General features: G+C 65.9%; 30 protein-coding genes and 1 tRNA gene. 12 read left to right on the plus strand and 19 right to left on the minus strand.

The genetic code is table 11. The annotated features are described in order from the left end of the window. The first annotated feature begins 86 nt into the window (after positions 1 to 86). Entirely contained in the window at positions 87 to 416 is a 330-nt protein-coding gene (locus tag P6281_RS19195) for a hypothetical protein (RefSeq protein ID WP_225331023.1), read from the plus strand. A gap of 6 nt (positions 417 to 422) precedes the next feature. On the opposite strand, the gene P6281_RS19200 is transcribed toward P6281_RS19195, so the two are convergent. From P6281_RS19200 to P6281_RS19215, 4 genes are all read right to left on the minus strand, one after another. Next, on the minus strand, positions 423 to 1388 hold the full coding sequence (locus tag P6281_RS19200) for a phosphotransferase family protein (protein ID WP_042912788.1): 966 nt from the start codon (positions 1386 to 1388) through the stop codon (positions 423 to 425). Beyond that, positions 1385 to 2191: an SDR family NAD(P)-dependent oxidoreductase gene (locus tag P6281_RS19205; RefSeq protein ID WP_324738479.1), complete on the minus strand. Its 807-nt coding sequence runs from the start codon at positions 2189 to 2191 to the stop codon at positions 1385 to 1387. The genes P6281_RS19200 and P6281_RS19205 overlap by 4 nt, the downstream gene beginning before the upstream one ends. Before the next feature lie 61 nt (positions 2192 to 2252). Beyond that, entirely contained in the window at positions 2253 to 2693 is a 441-nt protein-coding gene (locus tag P6281_RS19210) for a DoxX family protein (protein ID WP_014385525.1), read from the minus strand. After that, on the minus strand, positions 2690 to 3700 hold the full coding sequence (locus P6281_RS19215) for an alpha/beta fold hydrolase (protein WP_009954709.1): 1011 nt from the start codon (positions 3698 to 3700) through the stop codon (positions 2690 to 2692). The genes P6281_RS19210 and P6281_RS19215 overlap by 4 nt, the downstream gene beginning before the upstream one ends. A 1-nt stretch (position 3701) precedes the next feature. Between P6281_RS19215 and P6281_RS19220 the strand changes: the two genes are divergently transcribed. From P6281_RS19220 to P6281_RS19250, 7 genes are all read left to right on the plus strand, one after another. Then, entirely contained in the window at positions 3702 to 4025 is a 324-nt protein-coding gene (locus tag P6281_RS19220) for a DMT family transporter (protein WP_008259239.1), read from the plus strand. Between the two features lie 44 nt (positions 4026 to 4069). Continuing rightward, positions 4070 to 4729 (plus strand): hypothetical protein, encoded by a 660-nt coding sequence (locus P6281_RS19225; protein WP_014385526.1) that lies wholly within the window; start codon positions 4070 to 4072, stop codon positions 4727 to 4729. Between the two features lie 10 nt (positions 4730 to 4739). Then, a complete protein-coding gene (locus P6281_RS19230) occupies positions 4740 to 4925 on the plus strand; it encodes a hypothetical protein (protein WP_009954707.1) in 186 nt (61 codons plus the stop codon). 77 nt (positions 4926 to 5002) lie between these two features. After that, the gene (locus P6281_RS19235; protein WP_009954706.1) at positions 5003 to 5428 is read left to right on the plus strand and encodes a hypothetical protein; all 426 of its coding nucleotides are present in this window, start codon (positions 5003 to 5005) and stop codon (positions 5426 to 5428) included. A gap of 147 nt (positions 5429 to 5575) precedes the next feature. Beyond that, positions 5576 to 5974: an MmpS family transport accessory protein gene (locus P6281_RS19240; protein WP_014385527.1), complete on the plus strand. Its 399-nt coding sequence runs from the start codon at positions 5576 to 5578 to the stop codon at positions 5972 to 5974. Then, the gene (locus P6281_RS19245) at positions 5971 to 8799 is read left to right on the plus strand and encodes an MMPL/RND family transporter (RefSeq protein ID WP_014385528.1); all 2829 of its coding nucleotides are present in this window, start codon (positions 5971 to 5973) and stop codon (positions 8797 to 8799) included. Before P6281_RS19240 ends, P6281_RS19245 begins: the two co-directional genes overlap by 4 nt. 44 nt (positions 8800 to 8843) lie before the next feature. Next, complete coding sequence (locus P6281_RS19250) at positions 8844 to 9671, plus strand: mycofactocin-coupled SDR family oxidoreductase (RefSeq protein WP_014385529.1); 828 nt, start codon at positions 8844 to 8846, stop codon at positions 9669 to 9671. Between the two features lie 2 nt (positions 9672 to 9673). Here P6281_RS19250 and P6281_RS19255 read toward each other — a convergent pair whose 3' ends face one another. The 10 genes from P6281_RS19255 to P6281_RS19300 are packed head-to-tail and all read right to left on the minus strand — an operon-like array spanning position 9674 to position 17935. Further along, entirely contained in the window at positions 9674 to 10228 is a 555-nt protein-coding gene (locus tag P6281_RS19255; RefSeq protein ID WP_014385530.1) for a carboxymuconolactone decarboxylase family protein, read from the minus strand. Continuing rightward, positions 10225 to 11067, minus strand: a complete 843-nt coding sequence (locus tag P6281_RS19260) for a TauD/TfdA dioxygenase family protein (protein WP_009954700.1) — start codon at positions 11065 to 11067, stop codon at positions 10225 to 10227. The genes P6281_RS19255 and P6281_RS19260 overlap by 4 nt, the downstream gene beginning before the upstream one ends. A gap of 27 nt (positions 11068 to 11094) precedes the next feature. Continuing rightward, a complete protein-coding gene (locus P6281_RS19265; protein ID WP_009954699.1) occupies positions 11095 to 11433 on the minus strand; it encodes a hypothetical protein in 339 nt (112 codons plus the stop codon). Next, complete coding sequence (locus P6281_RS19270) at positions 11430 to 12692, minus strand: aromatic ring-hydroxylating oxygenase subunit alpha (RefSeq protein WP_009954698.1); 1263 nt, start codon at positions 12690 to 12692, stop codon at positions 11430 to 11432. Before P6281_RS19270 ends, P6281_RS19265 begins: the two co-directional genes overlap by 4 nt. Positions 12693 to 12705: 13 nt before the next feature. Next, on the minus strand, positions 12706 to 13449 hold the full coding sequence (locus P6281_RS19275) for an SDR family NAD(P)-dependent oxidoreductase (RefSeq protein WP_014383055.1): 744 nt from the start codon (positions 13447 to 13449) through the stop codon (positions 12706 to 12708). 20 nt (positions 13450 to 13469) lie between these two features. Continuing rightward, entirely contained in the window at positions 13470 to 14564 is a 1095-nt protein-coding gene (locus P6281_RS19280) for a ferredoxin--NADP reductase (protein WP_014385532.1), read from the minus strand. 56 nt (positions 14565 to 14620) lie between these two features. Then, a complete protein-coding gene (locus tag P6281_RS19285) occupies positions 14621 to 15073 on the minus strand; it encodes a MarR family winged helix-turn-helix transcriptional regulator (RefSeq protein ID WP_008259268.1) in 453 nt (150 codons plus the stop codon). A gap of 11 nt (positions 15074 to 15084) precedes the next feature. After that, complete coding sequence (locus P6281_RS19290; protein WP_014385533.1) at positions 15085 to 16338, minus strand: metal-dependent hydrolase family protein; 1254 nt, start codon at positions 16336 to 16338, stop codon at positions 15085 to 15087. Beyond that, positions 16335 to 16670 (minus strand): hypothetical protein, encoded by a 336-nt coding sequence (locus P6281_RS19295; RefSeq protein WP_008259272.1) that lies wholly within the window; start codon positions 16668 to 16670, stop codon positions 16335 to 16337. The genes P6281_RS19290 and P6281_RS19295 overlap by 4 nt, the downstream gene beginning before the upstream one ends. After that, positions 16667 to 17935, minus strand: a complete 1269-nt coding sequence (locus P6281_RS19300; RefSeq protein WP_014942713.1) for an aromatic ring-hydroxylating oxygenase subunit alpha — start codon at positions 17933 to 17935, stop codon at positions 16667 to 16669. Before P6281_RS19300 ends, P6281_RS19295 begins: the two co-directional genes overlap by 4 nt. Positions 17936 to 18099: 164 nt before the next feature. On the opposite strand from P6281_RS19300, the gene P6281_RS19305 reads away from it, so the two are divergent. Next, positions 18100 to 19545, plus strand: a complete 1446-nt coding sequence (locus P6281_RS19305) for an aldehyde dehydrogenase (RefSeq protein ID WP_014385535.1) — start codon at positions 18100 to 18102, stop codon at positions 19543 to 19545. A gap of 43 nt (positions 19546 to 19588) precedes the next feature. Here the strand turns inward: P6281_RS19305 and P6281_RS19310 are convergent, their stop codons facing one another. Next, complete coding sequence (locus P6281_RS19310) at positions 19589 to 19822, minus strand: hypothetical protein (RefSeq protein WP_026071254.1); 234 nt, start codon at positions 19820 to 19822, stop codon at positions 19589 to 19591. A 209-nt stretch (positions 19823 to 20031) separates the two neighbouring features. On the opposite strand from P6281_RS19310, the gene P6281_RS19315 reads away from it, so the two are divergent. Together P6281_RS19315 and P6281_RS19320 are read left to right on the plus strand one after the other, a co-directional pair. Continuing rightward, positions 20032 to 21666 carry a fatty acyl-AMP ligase gene (locus P6281_RS19315; protein ID WP_041785756.1) on the plus strand — a complete coding sequence of 545 codons (1635 nt, stop codon included), beginning with the start codon at positions 20032 to 20034 and terminating at the stop codon, positions 21664 to 21666. 169 nt (positions 21667 to 21835) lie between these two features. Further along, the gene (locus P6281_RS19320; RefSeq protein ID WP_009954687.1) at positions 21836 to 22276 is read left to right on the plus strand and encodes a DUF5994 family protein; all 441 of its coding nucleotides are present in this window, start codon (positions 21836 to 21838) and stop codon (positions 22274 to 22276) included. Here P6281_RS19320 and P6281_RS19325 read toward each other — a convergent pair. From P6281_RS19325 to P6281_RS19335, 3 genes are all read right to left on the minus strand, one after another. After that, a complete protein-coding gene (locus P6281_RS19325; RefSeq protein ID WP_014380809.1) occupies positions 22273 to 22467 on the minus strand; it encodes a hypothetical protein in 195 nt (64 codons plus the stop codon). The genes P6281_RS19320 and P6281_RS19325 overlap by 4 nt on opposite strands. A gap of 204 nt (positions 22468 to 22671) precedes the next feature. Further along, the gene (locus tag P6281_RS19330; protein ID WP_009954685.1) at positions 22672 to 23049 is read right to left on the minus strand and encodes a type II toxin-antitoxin system death-on-curing family toxin; all 378 of its coding nucleotides are present in this window, start codon (positions 23047 to 23049) and stop codon (positions 22672 to 22674) included. After that, a complete protein-coding gene (locus P6281_RS19335; protein WP_026071253.1) occupies positions 23046 to 23252 on the minus strand; it encodes a hypothetical protein in 207 nt (68 codons plus the stop codon). The genes P6281_RS19330 and P6281_RS19335 overlap by 4 nt, the downstream gene beginning before the upstream one ends. Positions 23253 to 23354: 102 nt before the next feature. Between P6281_RS19335 and P6281_RS19340 the strand changes: the two genes are divergently transcribed. Then, complete coding sequence (locus P6281_RS19340; RefSeq protein WP_009954684.1) at positions 23355 to 23570, plus strand: hypothetical protein; 216 nt, start codon at positions 23355 to 23357, stop codon at positions 23568 to 23570. A 41-nt stretch (positions 23571 to 23611) separates the two neighbouring features. Here the strand turns inward: P6281_RS19340 and P6281_RS19345 are convergent. Next, positions 23612 to 23684: transfer RNA gene (locus P6281_RS19345), tRNA-Ala, on the minus strand. Positions 23685 to 23724 lie beyond the last annotated feature (40 nt).

The following is a 23724-nucleotide window of genomic DNA, read 5'->3' on the forward strand; positions in this document are numbered from 1 at the left end:
TACCGGCCTCACGGGCGAAACCGTACGCAGGGTCGCATTTGGTGCGCGAAATTTGCTGGCCGGCAATCCACATTTGTTGTTCGTTCGTGACTGTTATGCAATGTAGAATCGGCAGTAGCGTTTCGACAATCTCCAGTATCCGGCGGATCACGGAGAGGGTGGCGATGATTTCTCGCAGGTGCGCTTGCCTACTGGTCGCGGGTTCGACGGTCCTCGCGGCGCTGACCGGTGGCACCGGGACGGCCCTTGCGAATCCGGACGCCGGCCAGCAGCCCGACATCCCGGCGATCGACGAATGGCCGATACAGTTCCCGACCACGATGACGAATCCGATCGACGATGATGAAAACGAACTGTCGACCACCGGCGGCGGTGTCGGAATGGTTTGTCAAAATCTCGGGGCCCACTGCGGCTGAGTACCGTCAGTCCAGCATCGACAGGGCGCGCCCCAGTAACCGCGGCAGACTGGCTGCCATCGCTTCCAATTCGGCCCGCGGCGATCGCCTTCGGCGGTTGTGCTTGACGATCAGCGACCACGTCGCCACCGATTTGTAGCACGCCAACGCGGTGAACCAGCCCAAATCGGTTGCCTCGCAACCCAACTCGCACCGATAGAGCTCGGCGAGTTCGGCGGTCGGCGGTGCCATCGCGTCCGGCGCCGGAACCCTGCGGTAGGTGTCCGGGTCGCAGTTGATCAGGAACCAGCCCACATCGATGCGCGGATCGCCGATCGACCAGATCTCCCAATCGATCACCGCGTTGATCCGCGCCCCGGAGGCGAGCAGGTTGCCCAGCCGAAAGTCACCGTGCACCACGCCCGGCGCCATCGCGCTTGGCGCGCAGGCCAATAGGGTGTCGCGGACGTTCGGCCAGCCGGGCGCCAGCGCCGGATCGACGGTGTTCAGCGTGTCGGACCAGCGGTGGACTTCGGCGACCGGGTCGACGACGGGTTCATCGCCCAGCCCGAGCTCCGTCGGCGAAAGCCGGTGCAGCGCGGCCATGGCCCGGCACGCGTTCCGGTACCGGTCGGTCACGTCCGCAACGGGCGCGCATCCGTCGAAGAGCGGTTCGACACAGTCGCCGTCGACCCGGGACATGACATACAGCGGCGGTGTGTCCGGGGGACGTCCCAAGTCCTCCCGCAGCACATCGGGAACCGGAACACTGGTCGCGGCAAGGGCTTTGAGGATACGTGCCTGGCGCAGCACGTCGCGATGAGCGACCGGTTCGACGCCCGGTGGAGCGACCTTGATCACCACACGCCGGCCACCCAGGTCACCCCCGAAGGTCAGGCTGGAGGCGCCCCCGGATAGTGGAGCGACGTCCGTGACCCCCGCATCGGCGAGGCGCGCGCGCAGTTCGCCCAGGTCGAGCTCGGCTCTGCTCATTCAGCCAGCGTGCCGGTTCTCGTCCAGCCGACCTCGGCGAGGAACGGCTGGGTGTGGGCGATGCGCCCGGTCAACGACTTGGGATCGCCCGTGCACAAACGGAACGCGGTTTCGGTGATCAGGGCGATGTCTTCGGTGTCGGTCTTGGCCAGGTCGAGGGTGCCGGCGCCGGGCGTGGCGACGGGGTTGGACGGTGCGGCGGCGTTCACGGCGATGCCGTCGTCGTACAGTTCTGCCGCAAGGCTTTTCGTCAACCGATTGAGCGCGGCCTTGGCGGTCCCGTAGATGCCGAAGCCCGCGGTCCGGTCGAACTCGGAGAAGGGCGGGCCGGGTGGCAGGTCGCCGCCCACCGAGGTGAGGTTCAGGATCCAGCCGCGCCCGCGCTCGCGCATCGCGGGGATCGCCAGCTGGCACAGGTGCAGCGGGCCGAGGACGTGCATCTCGATCATCAGCCGAGCGCGCCGCTCGGGGAACCCGTCCAGGGGCCGCAGGAAGGTGACGGCGGCGTTGTTCACCAGGATGTCCGGTGCGCCGACGGCGCCGGTCACCTCGGCGAAGAGCCGTTCGCGGTCTTCGGCTTGGGACAGATCCGCTTGGACCGCAATGGCTTTCCCGCCGGCGGCGACGATCTCGTCGCGCGTCTGGCTCAGCGAGCCCTGGTACTTGGGATCGGGATCCATCGTGCGGGCGGTCAGCGCCACGGTGGCTCCGCTCTCGGCCAGGCGCGCGGCAATCGCCTTGCCCAGGCCCCGGCTGCTCCCGGTCACGAGAGCCACCATCCCGTCGCACTGCTGCACGCTCATTGGTCGTCCTCCTCCGGAACCGCCGTCATCGGAAATGGCTTCTCCGCATCAGAGAATGCCATTATCGCCGGTTGAGGGGAAGCCTCCTGCCGCGCGCCGCGCCGAGCGAGTAGGGGCCGCCGCCGATGAAGACCAGCAGGAAGAACGCGAAGCAGAAGAGGATGGACAGCGCGCCGCCGTTGCCCCCGGGCGGGTCGGCGACGGGCCAGAGGGCCATGGGCTGATGCATCCAGAAGTAGGCGACCGCCATCTCGCCCGACGCGATGAATGCGGCGGTGCGCGTGAACAACCCGGCGGCGACGAGCAGGCCGGCGACGATCTCGATCAGGCCGGCATACCAGCCGGGCCAGGATCCGAACGCGACGACAACGGGCGAGCGGACGGGCCAATCGAACAGGCTCCTCGACCCGTACGCGGCGAAGAGCAGGCCGTAGACGAGGCGAAACGCGGACAACACGGCCGGGGCGTGGCGGGCCAGGCGGCGGTCGAGACCCTTCGTCACGATCCACACGTTACGGTCGCGGTCCAGTCCAGCAGTCGCCGCCACAGCCGGTGCCGGCTCGACGCCATGTTGTGGCAGTGCGCGCTGTCGGCCAACACCACCGTGGTGATGTCGGGGCAACTCCGGTACAGCGCCGCCTCGGCGCGGGGATCCGGTGAGACGTCGACGGCGCCGAAACCGACCAGCACCGGGACGTCGATGCGCGCCGCATGGTCGGCCACGATGCCGGGGATCATCGCCGTGCCGAACACCCGCGGCACCACCGACTTGGCGGTTACGGAGTCGGCGGCGACGACGGCCGCGGGAACGTCGGCGAGGTGAAACCAGCTCTGCAGATGCTCGCGCGGGCCCTCGAAATACGGCTGCGGCAAGGCCGAAAGGATTTCCTGGGCGAGCTCGGCGCGCCCCTGCGGGGATCCGGCGCGAGCGATGAGCGCCGCATCGAGGTTCAGCGGCGCGACGTGCCGATTGGTGCACCCGAGGAGCGCCATGCCGGAGTAACTGGGGAACAGCGCTTGCTGGGTGAGGGCAAGGTAGCCGCCCAGCGAATGCGCCACGGCCACCGGCGGCGCGTGGACGCCGATGGTGTCCGGCAGAGCCGCCACGGCGCAGGCCAGCGTGGCGGCGATGTCGGCGAAGTCGAAGTCGCGGGCCGGTTGCGAGCTTTCGCCGGTGCCCAACGGATCGATCGTCACGACCGCGTAGCCGTCGCCGGTGGCGAATTCGGCGAAGCTGTACCCGTCGTGGCCGGGAATCTCGAGGTCCCAGTACTCGCGGCTGTAGGTGCCGCCCGGCAGGCAGACGAGGACGGCGGCCGCGGCGTTGCCCGCGCGCGCCGGGTAATAGGTCGCCGCCAGCGATGCCCGCTCGCCGATCGCGCCGCTGACGTCGAGGCTCAACACGTGAGCGGGAAACGCCATCGCACGCAACTCCTTTCCGAACGGACGCCGCGCCAGGGTGATCAGTGTGTCAGGTTCGCCGTACCCGCGGCTAGCGTTGTCGGGCATGTTGACCTACCTGTACCTGCTCGGCGCGATCTTCGCGGAAGTGGTGGCGACCAGCCTGCTCAAGAGCACCGAAGGTTTCTCTCGACTCTGGCCGACCGTGGTTTGCCTGATCGGTTACGCCATCTCGTTCGCGTTGCTGGCGGTCTCGATTTCGCGCGGCATGCAGACCGACGTCGCCTACGCGTTGTGGTCGGCCATCGGCACGGCCCTCATCGTGTTGATCGCCGTGCTGTTCCTGGGCTCGTCGATATCGTTGACCAAGGTCGTCGGCGTCGGCCTGATCATCGCGGGTGTCGTCACGCTCAATTTGAGTGGCGCCCACTGAGGGCAGCAGCCAGGATCGACGCAACGACTCGTGGCAGGAGAAAAGTGACCTTTCGATTCCGTGGCCTCGCCCTCGTTGCGTTGACCATGGCGCTGGCATTGCTGCTCGCTCCGCGCGCCTCGGCCGACGCCTACACCGACGAGCTGGTGGCCCACTTCAACGCCGAGACGCATGTGGTGACCGACCCCGGGGCCAGGCCGCCGCTGCGCAATGTCGGCGAACTGAATCGGCAGATCCTCGCCGGTCCGTGGACGTGGAGCCCCCAGCCACCGGTCTGGGTGGCAGCGGTGGCGCCCGGCAACAGCGGTGTGACCACGGCGGATGCCATCCACGGCGCGATGTCGGCGCGGGAGCCGAAGTTCAGCGGCGTCATCGTCGTCATCGACTCGCACGGCTACCACGTCCGTGCCTACAAGGTGCCCAAAGTCATTGCGGACCGCGTCGATGAATTGATGAATCAGTCGGCCACCGAGCACGGACCCGACCCGTACGCGACCACCAGTGCGTTCGTCAGCAGGCTGGCCGCCCTCGACGTCCCCGCCAACGCGCCGGTGGCCACCTCTGCGGTCGCCCACGAGAAGCACGACGACTGGGCCTGGCTGAAGGTGACGCTGGTCATTTCCGGCATCGCCCTGGCGATGGGCGCGCTGCTCTGGATCGTCGTGCGCCGAAATCGCAAGCACCGCAAGCCAATCGACAAGTGAGGTCTTCCCGATGAGTACGAACAAGATCAATCGCGGCATCCTGCTCGCCATGGTGCTGATCGGAACGATCGCCTACGGCTTGCTGTACAGCCACGCGTCGACGGTGTTCAAGCTGCTCGTTCCGCTCGCCCTGCTGTTCCTGCTGGGGATGGTCATCCGCGATGTGCTCAAGGACCGGGACTCCGGAAAGCCCTGACGTCGCGCCGCGACGATTGGGGTAGCGTTCTCCGGAAAGTTTTCGCCTCGTGCGTCGGCGGAGAGCAGGGACTGAGAATGAGTGCGAGTCTGTATGGCCTTCTGACCGCGATCAGCCTCGCGCTGGCAGTGCTATTGGCGGCCGTCGCCGGCTTCTACGTCAATCGCCTGGAGCGCCGGCCGACCCTGCCGATCAGCGAGGAAATCGGCAGCGCTAAAGCGGTTTTGCACAAGGTGCGCAAACGCGAACCGATGTCGCAGGACGAGGTGGACTACGCCAGGCAGGTCGTCGCCGATCGTCGGTCGGTGATGGCCCTGTGCATCCCCGGCGCCCTGTTCATGTTGAGCTGTTTTTTCGTCTTCGGCAGCCTGTACCACCTGCATGGAGCGACGCCTTCCGAGCGCACGTTCCTCGGCGTGATCCCCATGCTGACCTCGACGAACCTGGCCATTCAGCTGCGCCGCAGCGCGAGTCTGAAGCGCCGGCTGCAGAAACTGCCTTGACTCTGTCCGTTGAGTACATGACCGTCTACTATCCGTATGGGCTCCGAGGCCGGGGCCGCGGCAGAACACGATGTGCAAAACGGATTCTTCAGAGGTGATCGAGTGGGCCCTCGTTCAGTCGGGCGGACTGTCCTGGCGCGAATCTGGATGCCGTTGGTCGCCGTCGTCGCGGTCGGTGTGGGCCTGCTGTGCATGTACAAGGTGCACCAGTTCTCCGAGCCGGAGCCGGTCGTCACCGTCAACGGTCCGCAGGCCCCCGAGCAGTTCAACCCCAAACGGATCACCTATGAGGTGTTCGGCTCCCCCGGGCAGGGCGGCAAGCTCGTCTACATCGACATCGAGGGCCACCCGCATCAGGTTGATTTCACGACCCTGCCGTGGACCCACACGGAGACCACCACACTCACGGTGGCGTCCGGCAGCATTTCGGTGCACGTTCATGGCGGCCAGGTCGGCTGCCGGATGCTGGTCAATGGCGTAGTCCGCGACGAACAGTCGGATGACCATCAGGACGCCGACGTCCAGTGCAGGGTGAAATCGGCATGAGCGAGCATCGCTCCGATGAGCCCGGGGTCAAGCGCCCGTTCATCCCCAGGATGGTCCGCGCTTTCGCGATACCGATCATCTTCTTCTGGGGCCTGCTCGCGGTCACGACGAATACCTTTATGCCCCAAGTGGAACGGGTCGCAGAGGAACTCGCCGGGCCCATGGTCCCGCACTACGCCCCCTCCCAGCGGGCGCTGTTGCACATCGGCGAAAAGTTTCAGGAATCGAACTCGACCAACCTGACCATGGTGGTCTTCGAGGCGAACCGGCAACTGGGAGACCAGGATCACCGGTACTACGACGACCTGATGCGCCGCCTCCAAAACGACACCAAACACGTGCAATACGTGATGGATTTGTGGGGCAAGCCTTTCACGGCGGCGGGGGCGCAAAGCGTCGACGGCAAGTGCACCTACGTGCTGCTGCGTCTCGCCGGCGATATCGGCCAGATTCAGGCGAACCAGTCGGTGGACGCCGTCCGCGACATCATCAGGAAGGACACCCCGCCACCCGGGCTCAAGGTCTATGTCAGCGGCGCGGCCCCGCTGGCCTCCGACACCCTCGCCATCGCCAACGCCAGCCTGAACAACGTCACCATCGTCACGATCATCCTCATCGTCGTGATGCTGCTGCTCGTGTACCGCACGCCCTCAACCCTGTTGGTGCCCTTGCTCGGCGTCCTCATCGAGATGCTCGTCGCCAAGGGCGTCGTCTCGACCCTGGGGCATTACGGGTACATCGAACTGTCGTCGTTCGCGGTGAACATCGTCATCGCGCTGACCCTGGGCGCGGGGACGGATTACGGCATATTCCTGATGGGCCGATACCACGAGGCGCGGCAGGCCGGCGAAAGCCGGGAGGACAGTTTCTACATCGCCTACAAGGGCGTCGCACCCATCATCATCGGGTCCGGCCTGACGATCGCCGGCGCGTGCTACTGCTTGACGTTTGCGCGCCTGAACTACTTCCACACCATGGGGCCGGCCGTCGCGATCACGATGCTGTTCACCATCGCCGCGGCGATGACGCTGGGCCCGGCGGTGTTGACCGTCGGCAGCCTGTTCGGGATGTTCGACCCGAGAACCAGCACCAAGGGACTGTTGTACCGGCGCATCGGGGCGAGCGTGGTGCGCTGGCCGGTGCCGATCCTGGCGGCCAGCTCCGCGGTCGTCATGATCGGGGCGATCTTCGTCCCCACCTACCGGCAGAACTACGACGACCGGCAGTACCAGCCGGCCGGCGCGCCCGCCAACCTGGGTTTCCAGGCGGCGGATCGGCACTTTCCCAAGAGCAAGCTGTTCTCCGAGATGCTGATGGTCGAAACCGACCACGACATGCGCAATTCGGCCGACTTCATCTCGCTGGACCGGGTCGCCAAGGCCCTGATCCGGTTGCACGGCGTGGCGATGGTGCAGGGCATGACCAGGCCCCTGGGCCGGGCGCTCGAGCACGCCAGCATCCCGTACCTGTTCACCACGCAGGGCAGCGGCAACGGCCAACAACTCCCGTTCAACAGGGAGCAGAACTCCAACACCGACGCGCAGGCCGAGATCCAGGCGCACTCCGTCGCGGTGTTGCGAAAGGAGATCGGCTTTTTCCAAAAGGTGTCCGACGAATTGCACCAGACGGTGCTCACCGTGGAGGACCTGCAACGGGTCAGCGAAGAGATGAACGAGGAAGTCTCGAATCTCGACGACTTCTTCCGCCCGATCAAGAGCTACTTCTATTGGGAGAAGCACTGTTTCGACATCCCCATCTGCTGGGCGTTCCGATCCTTGTGGGACACCATCGACCACATCGACCACCTGGCCGAGGACATCAACCACGCCAGGATCTCGCTCACGGAGGTGGACAAGGCGTTCCCGCAGATCATCGCCCAACTGAAAGCCACCGCCGACGACACCGAGGCGCTGCAGTTGAAGTTGGTCAACAGTTACGGGTCGGCGGATCTACAGTCCATCCAGACCGACCAGACGTTCGACGACCTGATCAACGTGGGCAACGACTTCGACAGGTCCCGCAGCGACGACTACTTCTACATCCCGCACGAGGGTTTCGACAACGAGGACGTCAAGACGGGCATGAAGTTGATGATGTCGCCCGACGGCAAGGCGGCCCGCTTCATCGTCACCCACGAGGGCGACGCGATGGGACCCGAAGGGGTGGAGCACGTCGAACAGTTCCCCGACGCGATCAAGACGATCCTCAAGGAGACCTCCCTCGCCGGCGCCCGGGTCTACATCGGCGGTTCGGGGTCCAACGACAAGGACATCAAGCAATACGCGATGTCGGACCTGCTGATCGCGGCGATCGCGGCGTTTGTGCTGATTTTCTTGATCATGATGTTCATCACGCGAAGTCTGGTGGCGGCGTTGGTGATTCCCGGAACGGTGGCCTTCTCCTACGCCGGCGCGTTCGGCCTGTCCATACTTTTCTGGCAGCACCTCGTGGGCCTGCATTTGCACTGGCTGGTCCTGCCGCTGACGTTCATCATCCTGGTGGCCGTCGGGTCGGACTACAACCTGCTGCTGATCAACAGGGTCAAAGAGGAGTTGCACGGCGGCATCCACACCGGTCTCATCCGCGCGCTCGGCAGCACCGGGGGCGTGGTCACATCCGCGGGCCTGGTGTTCGCGTTCACCATGCTAGCCATGCTCACCAGCGATCTGCGGACCATCGGTCAGGTGGGTTCCACCGTGTGCATCGGCCTGCTGCTCGACACCCTGATCGTGCGTTCGTTCGTCGTGCCGTGCATCCTGCGCATCCTCGGGCCGTGGTTCTGGTGGCCGACGCTGGTGCGTTCCCGCCCGCTGCCCCAGCGCTGATCCCGCAATCCCACCGCCACCCCGACACGGAAGGCCCAAATCGCATGAGCGCCAACGACACTCCCCTGGCCGGTCGAGTCGCCTTCGTCACCGGCGCCGCGCGTGGGCAGGGCCGCTCCCATTGCGTCCGGTTGGCGCGGGCCGGCGCCGACATCGTCGCCATCGACGCGTGCGCCCCGGTCGCGGCGCACAATGGCTATCCGGCCTCGACACCCGAGGACCTTGCCGAGACGACGCGCCTGGTGGAAAGCGAAGGCCGCAAGATGCTGGCCGACCAAGTCGATGTCCGGGACGCCGCGGGGCAACAGCGGGTGGTCGACGAGGCGATCACCCAATTCGGCCGCCTCGACATCGTCGTCGCCAACGCCGGCGTGCTGAACTGGGGCCGACTCTGGGAGATCTCGGCGCAGCAATGGCAGGACGTCCTCGACGTCAACCTGACCGGTGTGTGGAACACCATCAAAGCCACTGTGCCCGCGATGATTCAGGCCGGCAATGGGGGCTCGATCATCACCATCAGCTCGGCCGCGGGCGTGAAGGCCGTACCGGGGTGTGGTCACTACTGCGCCAGCAAGTTCGGTGTGGTCGGCATGACCAACTCCCTGGCGGTCGAGCTCGGCGAGCACGGCATCCGGGTGAACTCGGTGCACCCGTATGGCACCGACACCCCGATGGGCAACGACCCCTCGATGTGGCAGCTCTTCGCCGACCACCAGACCTACATTCACAGCTTCTCCCCCGGCGCGCTGCCCACCGATTCACTCGCCGACCCGGACCTGGTCTCCGACATCGTGCTGTGGCTCGCCAGCGACGCGTCCTCGCTCGTCACCGCCGCGCAGATCCCCGCCGACAAGGGTTACCTGAAAATCTGATCTCAGTGGTGCGCCTCGTCTTGGACGCCGAAAGTGTTGACGGCCAAGGCCAGCAGCAGGTAGCCACCGATGGTGAAGATCAGATCCATGCATTGCTGCTCGGTGAACAAGCGGCACAGGTCATCCCAGGTCGTCTCGGCGACCGTGCTGTCGGCCGTGAGATCGTCGACGGCGGCGATCACGGCCCGGTCGGTCTCATCGGCGCAGCGGCCGGTCCCAATGTCGTCGATCTCGGATTCGGACAGCCCCGCTCGCGCGGCGATGGGGAGGTGGTGCGACCACAGATAGCCGCACTTGCTCCGGTGCACCACGCGAAGCAGCGCGACTTCTCGCACCCGCGGCGACAGCGTCGATCGGGTCAGCAGGTACGCGTTGAACGGCAGGTAGGCCGCGGTCAGGTCGGGATGGCGGACCAGGGTGGACAAAACATTGCCCGCGCCAACGGGATTCGCCCGCTCGGTGGGGATCAGGGATGCCAGCGATTCCCGGGCGCGCTCGTCCCATTCCCCGGCGGGCAGCGGCGTCAGGCGCAGCGGGTGACGACCGTCCGTGGTCATTCGATCGGCTCGTCGCCGAGCACGGTGGTGCGCAGCATTTCGCGTTGGGAGTCCGGGTCGTACGGGGCCGCACGGTGCAGCACCCCGCGGTTGTCCCAGATGACGGTGTCCCCGACCGACCAGCTGTGGCTGTAGACCTTCTCGGGCGTCGTCGCGCGCGCCAGGAGCTCGTCCAAAAGGGCGCGGCCCTCGTCGAGCTCCATGCCGACGACGTAGTCCGCGGAGGCGCCCAGCACGAGTGATTTGCGGCCGCTGCGGTGCGTCCACACCAGGGGATGCTCATGCGTGCGCCGAGATCGCCAGCGCTGCACCTGTTCCGGGGAGGGATCGGGATACACGCGGCGCTGGGACGCTTCCAGCGAGTGCACCACGCGCAACGTGCCGAACCGCTGCTTCTCCTCATCGGTCAGGTCGTCGTAGGCGGCGTAGCTGTTGGCGAACTCGGTTTCCCCGCCCCATTCGGCCACCCGCACCGCCGAGAGCACCGTGGCCTTCTGGGGGCATTCGTCGCCCAGCGGCGTGCAGCCATCGATGTGCCAGTCGAAGGTGGCCTTCAGGTAGGCGGCCGAGGCGTTCTTGGACTTGTCCAGCGTGATCGGGTAGATCCCGGCCACCGGGTGATGGCCGTCCGAGGAGTGATCGACCTCGCCGAGGAGGCGGCAGAAGCCGACCTGGGCCACAGGATCGAGGTGCAGGCCGCGGAAGACCAGAACGCCGTTGTCTTCCAACGCATCCAACACCGCCGCGCCGACCGAGTCGTCGGCCAGCTCGGTGGGCCCCAGGCCCGCGACCTCGGCGCCGACGGACTCGGTGAGTTTGGTGATGGTGAGCAGACCCATGGTCGCTCCTTTCCGGAGAGGGATGAATCAGGGCACCGGCCAGCCGGTCCGGGTCATGACCGCGTCGGCGGCGTCGACCGGGGCCGGTTGATGCATGATCTCCACCGCCATGGCGACCATGACCAGCGAATAGATCATGTGCAACAGGTTGAGCGCATCGTCGGGCAGGTTGTCGAGCGGAAACTTGTCGCAGTAGTCGATGGCCTCTTCGAGGCGCGGAAAAAACGCGTTGTAGAAGTCGAGTAGCTGCGGCATCGACGCGCCGACCCGGGCGTTCCAGCGCTCGGTTTCGGTTGCCAGGCACCAGGTTTGGGCGTAGTCCTCCAGCTCGGCGAATGCGCTGGGCAACATGGGATGCATGGTCACACCCCCACCGGATCCTGTTCGCGGCGATAGGCTTCGACCCAATCGACGACGACCTTGTGCAGGTGGCGTACCAAGATCTCTTGGTCGTTGAGGGGAAAGTCGTCGACGATGCCGTATTCCAGCGCCGCCTGGGTCCCGCCGAGCATTCCGGCGTCTTGTAGCGCAAACTCTTTGAGCACCACCGCGGCGACCTCGTGCTCGATGCGCTCGCGCACGGTGCTCGCCGGGTGGAAGTAGGTGTACGCCTCGAACCGGTGCGTGTTGTGCGAGGTGGGCCAGTACCGGTACAGCAGATACCATCCGCCGTAGATCAAAATCTCGATGTTCGGGAAGATCTGGAAATTGCTGATCCCCCAGGGCTCGATCCCACCAGGGTTGAGCCCGGCCGGCAGCTCGCCGATGTCCGGGGTCTGCCACGGCCCCACCAGCCCGCTGCGGGTGGCGCGCTCGATCGGGTACATGTATTCCGGCGGCAACAGCCAGCGGCGCCGCCCGGCGGTGGAGACCAGCCGGTGCGGGCCGTCGAGTTGGAAGTGCCCGCAGGTGAATCCGGCGTTGGGGTCGCGCACCTCCGCCGGCACCTGCTGCGAGTGCAGCGACGGCACGTGGTAGTACTCCTGGAAGGCGTCGGCGAAGATCTTCCAGTTGCTGTTGTTGTGGGCCACCCAGTCGTAGCGTTCGGTCAGCTTCCCGAACGGATAGTCGTCCAGCCCGGTGATCATCGGGCCGAGGAACTCGCGCAGGCTCTGGCGCGGCTCGGTGTCGAAGTTGATGAAGACGAAGCCGTTCCACACGTCGCAGTGCACCGGACGCAGCCCATACTTCGCGGGATCGAGGTCGAAGAACTCCGATTCCTGCTGCACGAACTTCAGCGCGCCCTGCAGGTCGTAGCGCCAGCCGTGGTACTTGCAGGTGAACTGCCGGCAGGTGCCGCGGGTCTCCTCGCCGGGATAGTCGTTCCACACCAACTTGTTTCCGCGATGCCGGCACACGTTGTAGAAGGCGCGGATTCGCTCGTCTTTGCCCTTGACCACGATCACCGACGCCCCGACGACTTCGATCTCTTTGGTCAGGTAGCTGCCGACGCGGGGCAATTCCTCCACCCGGGCGACGTTGAGCCACGCGCGCTTGAAGATCGCCTCCCGCTCGAGTTCGTAGAACTCGCGGGACGTGGAATCCCTGAAAGAGACGGGGCCCGTGCCCAATTCGGGGTAGTGCTCGGTCCAGGAGCCTTCCGGCGGCCGGCCTGATCTCGTCATCGCATCCTCACTATCACATCACCGATCCGCCGTTGACGCCCAAGACCTGACCGGTGATGTACCTCGCTTCTTCCGAACACAAAAAGCCCACCGCGGCCGCGATGTCGGCCCCGGTGCCCAGGTAGCCCACCGGGATATTGCTGGCGATCTGCTCGTTGGAGGGCAGGTACCCGGCGGCCTGGCCCTGGTGCTGCATCGGGGTCTCGATGCCCGAGGGCGGGATGTTGTTGACGGTGATCCCGTTCGCCGCGTATTCGCGGGCCAGCGACTTGGTCAACGTGATCACCGCGCCTTTGGACGCCGCGTAGTGGGCGGCGAACGGGGATCCGCGCTGGGCGCTCGACGACGAGATCATCACGATTCTCCCCCAGTTCGCCTCCACCATGTCCGGGAGCGCGACCTGGCAGCAATGAAACGTGCCGGTCAGGTTGACATCGATGATCCGCGACCAGGATGCGGCGGTGATGTCCAAGAAGGGCGAAAACCCGAACATCCCGGCGCTGGTCACCAGGACCGTCACCGGTCCCAGTTCGCTGCGCACCTTCGCGAACGCCTGCTCGACGGCGGACCGATCGGTGACGTCGGCGCCCACTGCGAGCGCGGTCGCGCCTTCGGCGCGCAGGCCGTCGGTGACGCGTTGCGCCGCATGCTCGTTGACATCGAGGACGGCCACCTTGAGGCCGCGCCGGCCCAATTCGTGACACGTCGCCTCGCCCATGCCTGAGGCGCCGCCGGTCACCACCGCCACCCTGGTCATCGCATCCGCCGCCCTATCGCTCATTCGTAGACCACCCGCACCGTGGGACTGGTCGGCACGGCCTGACACGTCAGCACCCAGCCGTCGTCGACCTCATCCTGGTCGAGCGCATCGTTGTTGATCATCCGGGCGCTACCCTGCGTCAGGCGCCCCATACACGTTCCACACGAACCGATTTCGCACGAGGACGGCGCCCGCAGCCCCGCCATACGGGCTGTCTGCAACAGCGTGTTGCCCGCGTAGTACGGCGCGGTGGTCGTCGATCCGTCCAGCACGATGGTGACCTCGTCGGTGACCGCGTCGGTCTCCGGCGGCGCCGCCGCGGCCACGTCGGTCACGTCGAAATGCTCGATGTGCAGGCGGCCGGTGGGCACGCCCGCCGCGCCCAGGGCGGTTCGCACCGTGTCCATGAACTCGTTCGGCCCGCAGACGTAGAAGTCGGCGCCGTCGGTGTTCTCGACGAACGCGGCGATGTCCGCCTGGGTGGCGAAGCCGCGTTGGTCGTCGAGATGGTGGTGCAGGACGAAACGGTCCGCGTGGCGCTTTTCCAGCGTTTTGAGGGCCTCGTCGAAGATCACCGCGTCCCGGTTTCGGTTGGCGTAGAACAACCGCGCGCCGCGCGTGCCGGACACCAGCGCGGTGCGCAACAGCGAAAACACCGGCGTGATGCCGCTTCCGCCGGCGAACGCGACCAGGTCCCGGCCGGTGTCGTTCAAGACGAAGCGTCCCTGCGGTGGAAGGGCGTAGAGCAGGTCGCCGGGTGCGGCGGTGTCGTTGAGCCAGTTGGACACCGCGCCGCCGCGGTCGCGTTTGACCGTGATGCGCAGGTCTTCACCGACCGCGGGGGATGACGACATCGAGTAGCAGCGCCGGTACTCGCGCCCGTCGACGCGGACCAGCAGCGTCAGGAATTGCCCGGCTTGGTAGCCGAACCGTGCCGCGCTGCCCCGGGGAACATCGAGAACGATCGACACGGCGTCGCGGGTTTCGGGTATCACGTGCTTGACCCGAAGCGGCACAAAGCCTTCCGGGGCATCGGCCATGTCGACAGCGCCCGCTGCGCCGCCGGTCACGGTCGCCGGACCGGCGTTGGCTGTGCTGTGGTGATCGCCCATCTCCGTCAGAGTATCAACTACTTGCGATTAGTCTCAAGTACTAGATATTGGTCACGTCATCCGTCGACGTGATCGTCGAACAGCTCATGGCCGGTGCCCTTTTCGACCACGCGGCCCAGCAATTCGCGCAGGGTCCGCTGCTCTTCCTCGGTCAGCACGCCGAACACCTCCTGGTGTGCGGCGATCGCGTCACTGACCACCGTTTCGGCGACTTTGCGGCCCTCGCCGGTCAGGTAGGCCCGCAGGATGCGCGCGTGCTGGGGGTCCTGCTTCCTTTCCACCAGGGCACGGCGTTCCAACGCGGTGAGCGCGAGCTGGACGCCTTGCGGGCTGATCAGCAGCCGCCGCGCCAATTCGGCGCCGGACAACCCGGGTTCGTTGGCCAATTGGCGCAGCACACCGATCTGGGCGGTGCTCACGCCGTGTTCGCGCATCGCCTCGTTGATGGTGGTCAGGGAGTAATAGAAGGCCTGCTTGAGCAGCCACAGGATGTTGTCGGTGAGTTCCATACCTGCCTCCGTCAGGCCGCGGGGCTTTTGTAGATCTGTCCGTTCTTCATGACAAAACGGACTTCGAGCGTCTTGGCGATGTCGTCGAACGGGTCTCCCGGCACAGCGATGATGTCCGCGAGATAGCCGGGCGCCAGCCTGCCCAACTCGTCGTCAGCGTCGATCAGCTCGGCGGCCACCACCGTGGCCGCCCGGATTGCCTGCGCGGGAGTCATGCCCCGCTGCACCAGCGCACCCAGTTCTTTGGCGTTTTGGCCGTGCGGGATGGCCGGCGCGTCGGTGCCGCACGCAATCCGGACGCCCGCATCGATCGCCTTGGGCAGCATGGCCTTTGCGCGCGGAAACACCTCCAGCGCCTTCTTGCGCAGCTCCGGCGCGATGCGGTCGATGGCCATGGCCTCCGTCAGGTAGGTGGTCGAGACCAGGAAGGTGCCGTGGTCGACCATCATCTGGATCGTTTCGTCACTGGCCAAAAAGCCGTGTTCGATGCAGTCGATGCCCGCGCGGATGCAGGCCTGGACCGCGGTGTCCCCGACGGCGTGCGCGGCCACGCGGACTCCAGCCCGGTGGGCTTCGTCGGCGATCGCGGCGAACTCGGCGTCGGAGTACTGCTGCGCGCCGGGCGCGGTGCTGTGCGACATCACCCCGCCCGAGGCCGACACCTTGATCAGCTTGGCGCCGTGCCGGATTTGGTAACGCACGCAGGCGATCACGTCGGGTACGCCGTTGGCGATGCCCTCGGCCACCGATAGCGGCATGACCCCGGGCGCCAACCGCTGAAAGACCGTCGGGTCCAGGTGCCCGCCGTACGGGGTGACGGCATGGCCGGCGGGATAGATGCGAGGCCCGACGTGCCACCCCTGGTCGATTGCGCGCTGCAGCGCCACGTCGAGCAGATACCCGCCGGTCTTGACCATCAGCCCGAGATTGCGCACCGTGGTGAACCCGGCCTCCAGGGTGGTGCGCGCGTTGACCGCCCCGCGCAACGTGCGATAGGCGGGGTCGTCCTGCACGCCATGCATGGGCGACGGCAGGCCCTCCGGCCCGCCGGGTCCGCCGATGAGCAGGTTGAGCTCCATGTCCATCAGGCCCGGCAGCAGCGTCACGTCGCCGAGATCGACGATGGTGGCCGAGTCCGGCAGCGGCCCTTCGGGATTGATCGCGGAGATGCGTTCGCCGTCGACCACGATCACCGCCGGAGCGTGGATCCGGCCCGTGACGACGTCGGCCCACCGCGCCGCCCGCAGGACGATCGCCTCGGTCATGGAACCGGCTCGGACACGCAGTCCAGGGTCGAAGCACCCGAGTCGGGGACGCGGGGTTGCTTCCAGCACTCCACCGGGAACGACACCATGATCATGGAGTAGAGCAGGTGCATCAGATTCAGAACGTCGTCCGGCAGGTCGTCGAGAGAAAACTTGTCGCAGAACGACAATGCCTCCTCGGCCCGCGGGGTGATCGCGTCGTAGAAGGCCTTCATTTCGACCATGGAACTGGCCAGCCTCTTGGCGTAACGTTCGGGTTCGCTCGCCAGGCACCAGTCGGCGAACGGTTCGAGGTCGGCGAACTCGGCGGGCAGCATCGGCATCTCGTTCACACCCCCGCGCTCGTCGTCCGGCGATAGTCATCGATCCAGGCGGCGGTCTCCTTGTGGAGGTGACGGATCAGGACCTCCTGGTCGCACAGCAAGAACTCGTCGATCACCTGGGATTCGAGCATCGTCTGGGTCGCCTCCAGCGTGTTGGCGTCCTGCAGCCCGTATTCCTTGAACGACACCGCCGCCAGTTCCTGAGCGACGCGCTCACGCGGGGTGCGCGGCGCCGGGAAGTACAGCGTGCCCTCGAAGAGGTGACTGTTATAGGACGTCGGCCAGTAGTGGTAGGTCAGATACCAGCCCTGGCCCCAGAACAGGATGACGAAGTTGGGGAACAGCTGGAACGAATCCAGCCCCCACGGATCACATTTCGCCGGGTTGAGCCCCTCGGGCATCGGGCCCAGATCGGGCTTGTCCCATGGCCCGAACAGCCCGCTCTGGCAGACGTCCTCCATCGGCTTGCGCATCTCGTCGGCCATTTCCCAGGCGCGCACCCCCGAGGTGCTGACCAGCCGGTGCGGCCCGTCCAGCCGGTAGTGCGGGGCCTCAAAACCCGCCTCGGCGGCCGCCTTCGAGTACGCGGTCGGTGACTGGTTCGCGTGCAACACGGGCGCGTGATAGAACTCCTGGAACGCGTCCATGTAGAGCTTCCAGTTCGCCTTGACCTCGGAGCGATAGCACCAGCGCGAGACCATCTTGTCGAAGGGATAACCTTCCAGCCCGGTGATCATGGGTCCGAGGAACTCTCGCAGCGACTGCTCGGGCTTCTTGGCGAAGTTGACGAAGATGAACCCTTCCCACACGTCGCAGTGCACCGGCACCAGCCCGTAGCGGCCCTTGTCGAGGTCGAAGAACTCCTCCTCCTGCTGCACGAAGGTGAGGTTGCCGTCCAGGTCGTAGCGCCAGCCGTGGTACTTGCAGGTGAACTGCCGGCACACCCCGGCTGTTTCTTCCTGCGGCATGTCGTTCCACACCAGCTTGTTGCCGCGATGCCGGCACACGTTGTGATAAGCCTTGATGTCGCCAGACGTGGTGCGCACCAAGATGATTGAGGTGTTGACAACCTTCAGCTCGCGGGTGAGGTAACTGCCTTTGCGCGGAAGCTGTTCAACACGACCGACATTGAGCCAGGCACGCTTGAAGATGGCGTCACGTTCCAACTCATAGATCTCGGGGCTGATCGAGTCCCGGTAGGACACCGGCTCGGTGCCCAATTCCGGGTAATGCTGGGTCCAGCTCCCCTCCGGCGGTTTAGGAAATCGAGCCATGATCGCTCCTTAGCAGTCCAATCTCAGCGAAACTGCAGCAATGCCTGCGCGAAAACAACCACCCGCGCACCGGTTTCACCGATCCCTGAGGGCTCCGTCACGGCCGACGGTATATCCTCGTGTCACCAATAGCAAGTAGTTGATACTGGCCCCGGGAGGCGCGGATGGACCATCACCCCGCAGTGCAGATCGCCGGAAGCGATGGGGCGCGGCCGCAGGCCGGCGTCTTGCACGTCATCTCTCCGCACACCGAGGAACCGATCGCCGAGGTCAATGCGGCGGGATCCGACGACGTCGACGCGGCGGTGGCGGCGGCGCGCGCGGCCTTCGGGCCCTGGGGCCGCAGCGAGCCGGCGGAACGGGTCGCCGCGATCCGGCGCCTGGCCGACATCTACGACGGACGCCGCGCGGAGATGGCCACCACGATCACGGCCGAGATCGGCGCCCCGATCAGCTTCGCCCAGCGGGCCCAGGTCGGCCTGCCGGCATTCATGATGCGCGCGTTCTGCGACCTGGCCGAACGGCACCCGTGGCAGGAGACCAGGCCCGGGTTCTTCGGAAGCGACGTGCACGTCCGCAAGGAACCCGTCGGCGTCGTCGCGGCGATCGTGCCCTGGAACATGCCCCAGTTCCTCATCGTCACCAAACTGGTGCCCGCGCTGTTGGCCGGCTGCGCCGTCGTGCTCAAACCCGCCCCCGAAAGCCCGTTGGACGCGCTGCTTTTAGGCGAGATGATCGCCGAAGCCGGCCTGCCGCCGGGCGTGGTCAGCATCCTGCCGGGCGACGGTGCGCTGGGCGCCTACCTCGTCGCCCACCCGGGCGTCGACAAGGTGTCGTTCACCGGCTCCACCGCGGCGGGGCGGGCGGTGGCCGCATCGTGTGCGGTCAACCTCACCAAAGTCAGCCTGGAACTCGGCGGCAAGTCCGCCGCCCTGGTTCTCGACGACGCATCGCCGGACAAGGTGGCCGCCGGGGTGCGATCCGCGAGCCTGTCCAACAGCGGCCAGATCTGCAATGCGCTCACCCGGGTCCTGGTGCCGCAGGGGCGCCACGACGAGTACGTCGACGCGCTCGCCGCCGAGATGGCCGGCCTTCGCGTCGGCGATCCCAACGATCCCGACACCCAGCTCGGTCCGTTAGTGTCCCGGCGCCAGCAGCGACGCGTTCGCGACTACATCGAGATCGGCCAGAACGAGGGGGCGCGCGTCGTCATCGGCGGCACCGACATGCCCGACGGACTCGACCGCGGCTGGTATGTCCGGCCCACCCTGTTCGCGGCGGCCGACAATTCGATGCGCATCGCCCGGGAGGAGATCTTTGGGCCCGTCATCACCGTCATCCCCTACCGCGATGACGAGGAGGCGCTGGCGATCGCCAACGATTCCGATTACGGCCTGGCCGGCTCGGTGTGGAGCAACGACAGCGACCGTGCGCTGGCGATGGCCACCCGCATCCACACCGGGACCGTCGGCGTCAACCAGGGCTACACGATGGATCCGTTCGCGCCCTTCGGGGGCGTCAAGGCCAGCGGCTACGGCCGCGAACTCGGGCCCGAAGGCCTCGACGGTTACCTGGAAACGAAGTCGATCGCCATCGCCGCGGAATCCTAGATCCGTTGGCGCCCTTGGCGTTTGGCACGAATCTACGGCATCGTCATGCCGCTTTGGCGTATCTGCGAACCACGTCGTCCTCGCCGAACGTGCTGGTGCGCTGTTGGCCGTTGTCGTCGCGGCTGAAGAATGTCCATTGCCGCGGACCGCTCTGCGGACCACTGATCATCTTGACGGTCAGGCGCAGTTCCGTGGGGCGGCGCGTGCCGATGACGTCGCCGACCCGGATCTGCGACGGGTGAATCTCGGGTGCGTCGCACCAATTCTGTGTGGACATGACGTCCATCCTCCCTTGTTCCCAACAGCCTATCCGTAGTTCGGCGTTTCTCGCGGACGGATCAGCTTGCCGCGCCGTCAGCCTGACCCGGACAAGCGGCGCGCCCTCCGGGGAGACGCGCCTGAGGTCAGTAGCATGTCCTCGGCACCTCATACGTCCCGAGATGACCAAAACAGGCCTGTAGCTGGCCTGACACAGGGGAGGTGGCGGTGAGCAGATTCGTTGACGCGATGCTCTGCGCTGCGGAGTCGAGTACCCATGGCCTGGTGACCGGCGAACCTGGTTCGCCGGTTCGGTCTAGCTGGGCCGAAGTACATCAGAGCGCCCGACGGGTAGCCGGCGGACTGGCCGCCCTCCGGGTCGGCGCGGGCGATCGGGTCGGTGTGCTGGCCGGCGCTCCGGCGGAAGTCGCGCCGATCGCGCAGGGGGTCTGGCTGCGCGGCGCGTGTTTGACGATGCTGCATCAACCGACGCCACGCACCGATCTGCAGGCGTGGGTGCGCGACACCTTGGCGGTCATCACGATGATCGAGGCAACCGTCGTGATCGTGTCGGAGCCGTTCATGGCCGCGGTGGACGTGTTAGCCGAGCACGATGTCGCGGTGGTGACGATGGCCGAGCTATTGAGCGCCGCACCGACCACCGTCGTCGACAGCGATGAGAACGATCTGGCGCTTCTGCAGTTGACGTCTGGCTCGACGGATTGCCCTAAAGCAGTGATGATCACCCATGCGAACGTGTTCGCCAACGCCGAGGCGATGTTCGTCGGTGCCCAGTACGACTTGGACACCGACGTGATCGTGAGCTGGTTACCGCTATTCCACGACATGGGAATGACCGGATTCTTAACGGTGCCAATGCTATTCGGTGCCGAGTTGGTCAAGATCACGCCACTCGACTTCTTGTCCGATATCTTGTTGTGGCCCAAGTTGATCGACAAGTACCGAGCGACCATGACCGCGGCACCGAATTTCGCCTACGCGATGCTCGCCAAGCGGTTACGGCGGCACGCAAAGCCCGGTGATTTTGATCTGTCGTCGTTGCGGTGGGCATTATCAGGTTCCGAGCAGGTCGAACCGGCCGACGTGGAGGAACTGTGTTTGGCCGGCGTGCCGTTCGGACTGCGTCCAGAAGCGATCTTGCCCGCTTATGGAATGGCCGAAACGACTGTGGCGGTGTCATTTTCGGAGTGTGGCCGTGGACTCGTCGTTGATGAGGTGGACGGCGATATGCTGGCGGTGCTGCGCCGCGCAGTGCCCACCGCCGCCGGCCGCACTCGTCGACTCGCATCGCTGGGGCCGCTGCTGAAGGGTATACAGGCACGCGTCGTCGATGAGGACGGCGCCGTTCAGGCGCCCCGCGGTGTGGGAGTCATCGAGTTGCGGGGAGATCCGGTCACGTCCGGGTATCTCACGACGGCCGGTTTCATGGCCGCTCAAGACGACCAGGGGTGGTTGAACACCGGCGATCTGGGTTATCTCACCGAGCAGGGCCACGTGGTCGTGTGCGGTCGGGCCAAAGACGTCATCATCATGGCCGGACGCAACATCTACCCCGCTGATGTCGAACGTGCTGCCGGGCGCGTCGTCGGGGTGCGCGCAGGGTGTGTGGCCGCCGTGCGGCTCGATGCCGGCCGTTCGCGGGAATCGTTTGCCGTTGCGGTGGAGTCGAACGACGTCGACGATCCCGCGCAGGTGCGGCGCATCAAGCATGAGGTCGCTCATGAAGTCGTCACCGAAGTCGCGGCGCGGCCACGCAGTGTGGTGGTGCTGGCCCCGGGGGCGATTCCCAAGACGCCGTCCGGCAAGCTGCGTCGCGGTTACGCGCTGCCCCTGGTCACATGAGCGCGCTCCTATAGCGAGCAAATCTCGGTGGTGGGGTAGCGTCGTAGGTGAGCCGTTTCGTTGTCCGCGGTGTTCCACCGCAATGGGCGCAGTGAACACCCAAAGGCAATGCGATTCCTCCACTCGCCACGCGACCGCGGACGAGCGATGCCGAACTTAGGAACAATCTGTGTATCGCACGGCGAGCCGACGCACGGCCGTCCCCGTCCGGGTCTCGGTAGCCCGCCAGTTAGGCGGCGACATCGACGGAGCGTGGTGGCCACGCGCGGACCGCATCACCAACGAATTACCCGGCCTTGTCGCGGCGCTGACACCCCTGCTCGGCGACATCTGCTCTGTCAACGTCAACTGGCCGGCACTACAACGACCGCCCGATTTCAACTGGCACGGATGGGAACACAAGCGCCAGCACGTGATGACGTTCATCGGCGGCGAGGAGCGGGTGAACCTTTTGATCGTTCCTTATGCGACATACAGCGGGCTTGCACTGATGGTGCTGCGCCGCGCGGCCGGACTGCCCGTCGAGGCCAAGGATCGCGACAAACCCGCGTTCGTCACCGCCGGCTCGATCCTGCAGGCCGCCCGACAACAACGCGCCCTCGACCGTTAGGCGATTTCGCTCACGACGTAGACGGCGACATAACCGATCGGGATGCCGGTCCAGGTTGCGATGCATTCGCGCGCGGCCAGTTCCACAGCGGCCCGACTTGTCGTGCGGGTGGACCTGCCGATCTCGGGGACGGTGATCGCCCATCCGTCGGCGTCGCGGGTGACTTCGATGTCGAAGCACTGACCGACCATCGGACACTTCACGCGGGGGACGACCCGCTGTCGACGAACGCCGCGCGACGCTTGTCGGCGCAGCAACGTGGGCTGAACAGGCATGGCTGCTTTCCTGAGTCGCAATCGAACCGCGGGCTAGATTAATGCGACCCAGGACGAAAACCTAATTGGCGGATCGCGCCGCATAACGGCGTTGCCCGAAGCCGGCGTGGTTCGCAGCGGTCACGGGTGGCTCCAGCCGCGCAGTTGTGCCGCAATGTCGTCGAGACCGGCCATCGCACCGGTGGCCACCCGGATCACCAAATCGAAGCGATCGTCCTCGGGCGCACTGATCCACTGGGCGTTGATTGCCAGGAACGTCCGGCAGGCCGCCCACCCGAGTCGCTTGTTCCCGTCCACCAGCGCGTGATTCCGTGTCAGCGAATGCAGCAGTGCGGCGGCCTTGACGTGGGGATCCGGGTAGGCGTCCTGGCCGAAGATGGAGGCTCGAGGACGCGCCAGAGCGGATTCAAGCAAGCCGTAATCCCGGACAATGACGTCCACTCCGACGGCTTTTCGGGCAATTTCCAGAAGATCCTCGAGGTCCAGATAGTCCGTCATGCGTCCTTGAGGCGCTCCAGAACACCTGCCTCCTCGCGAAGCACGCGCTGCAGCGCATCGGCGACCTTGGCCTTGTGCGCCCGCCGGGCGATGTACTCGTCGATGGCCGACAGCGCGACGGCCTGCATCGATCGGCCTTCCGCACTGGCCTGCCTGCGCAGCGCTTCCGCCTGCTGTTCACTGGGCCGAAGAGTCATTCCCATAGCCGAATGATACCGGACTGATACCACGGCGCGCCTAGTGATGTGTGATGCAGGCCACATCTGCGCGTTATATGTTGCGGGCGTCACAACCAAGGAGATTTCATGGTGGGCGTGAATCGTACGAACAAGGCCATGGTCACGCCTCGTTCCGGCGCAGCGGTCAATTCGCACCGGCTGTTCATGGCGTTTCTGGCCGTCACGATATTCATCAGCGCGGTCGCCGGCGTCGTCGCCGCGGCGTCGACGGGACACGAGACCGCCGCGCTCGTCATCGCGCTCGTGGCCGGCGGGAGTTTCATGACCGCCGCATTCTGCTAAATCCGCGACGTCGATTGGCGCGATGCGCCCAGTTATTTCGGTGGAGCTAAGGGGACTCGAACCCCTGACCCCCACACTGCCAGTGTGGTGCGCTACCAGCTGCGCCATAGCCCCAAGTCGTGCTCATCGAAGCTACACCACCGGTAACCGTCCT

It is taken from the genome of Mycobacterium sp. 5-140-3-2 (genome assembly GCF_035666375.1).
In the GTDB taxonomy this organism is placed as follows: Bacteria; Actinomycetota; Actinomycetes; order Mycobacteriales; family Mycobacteriaceae; genus Mycobacterium; species Mycobacterium intracellulare.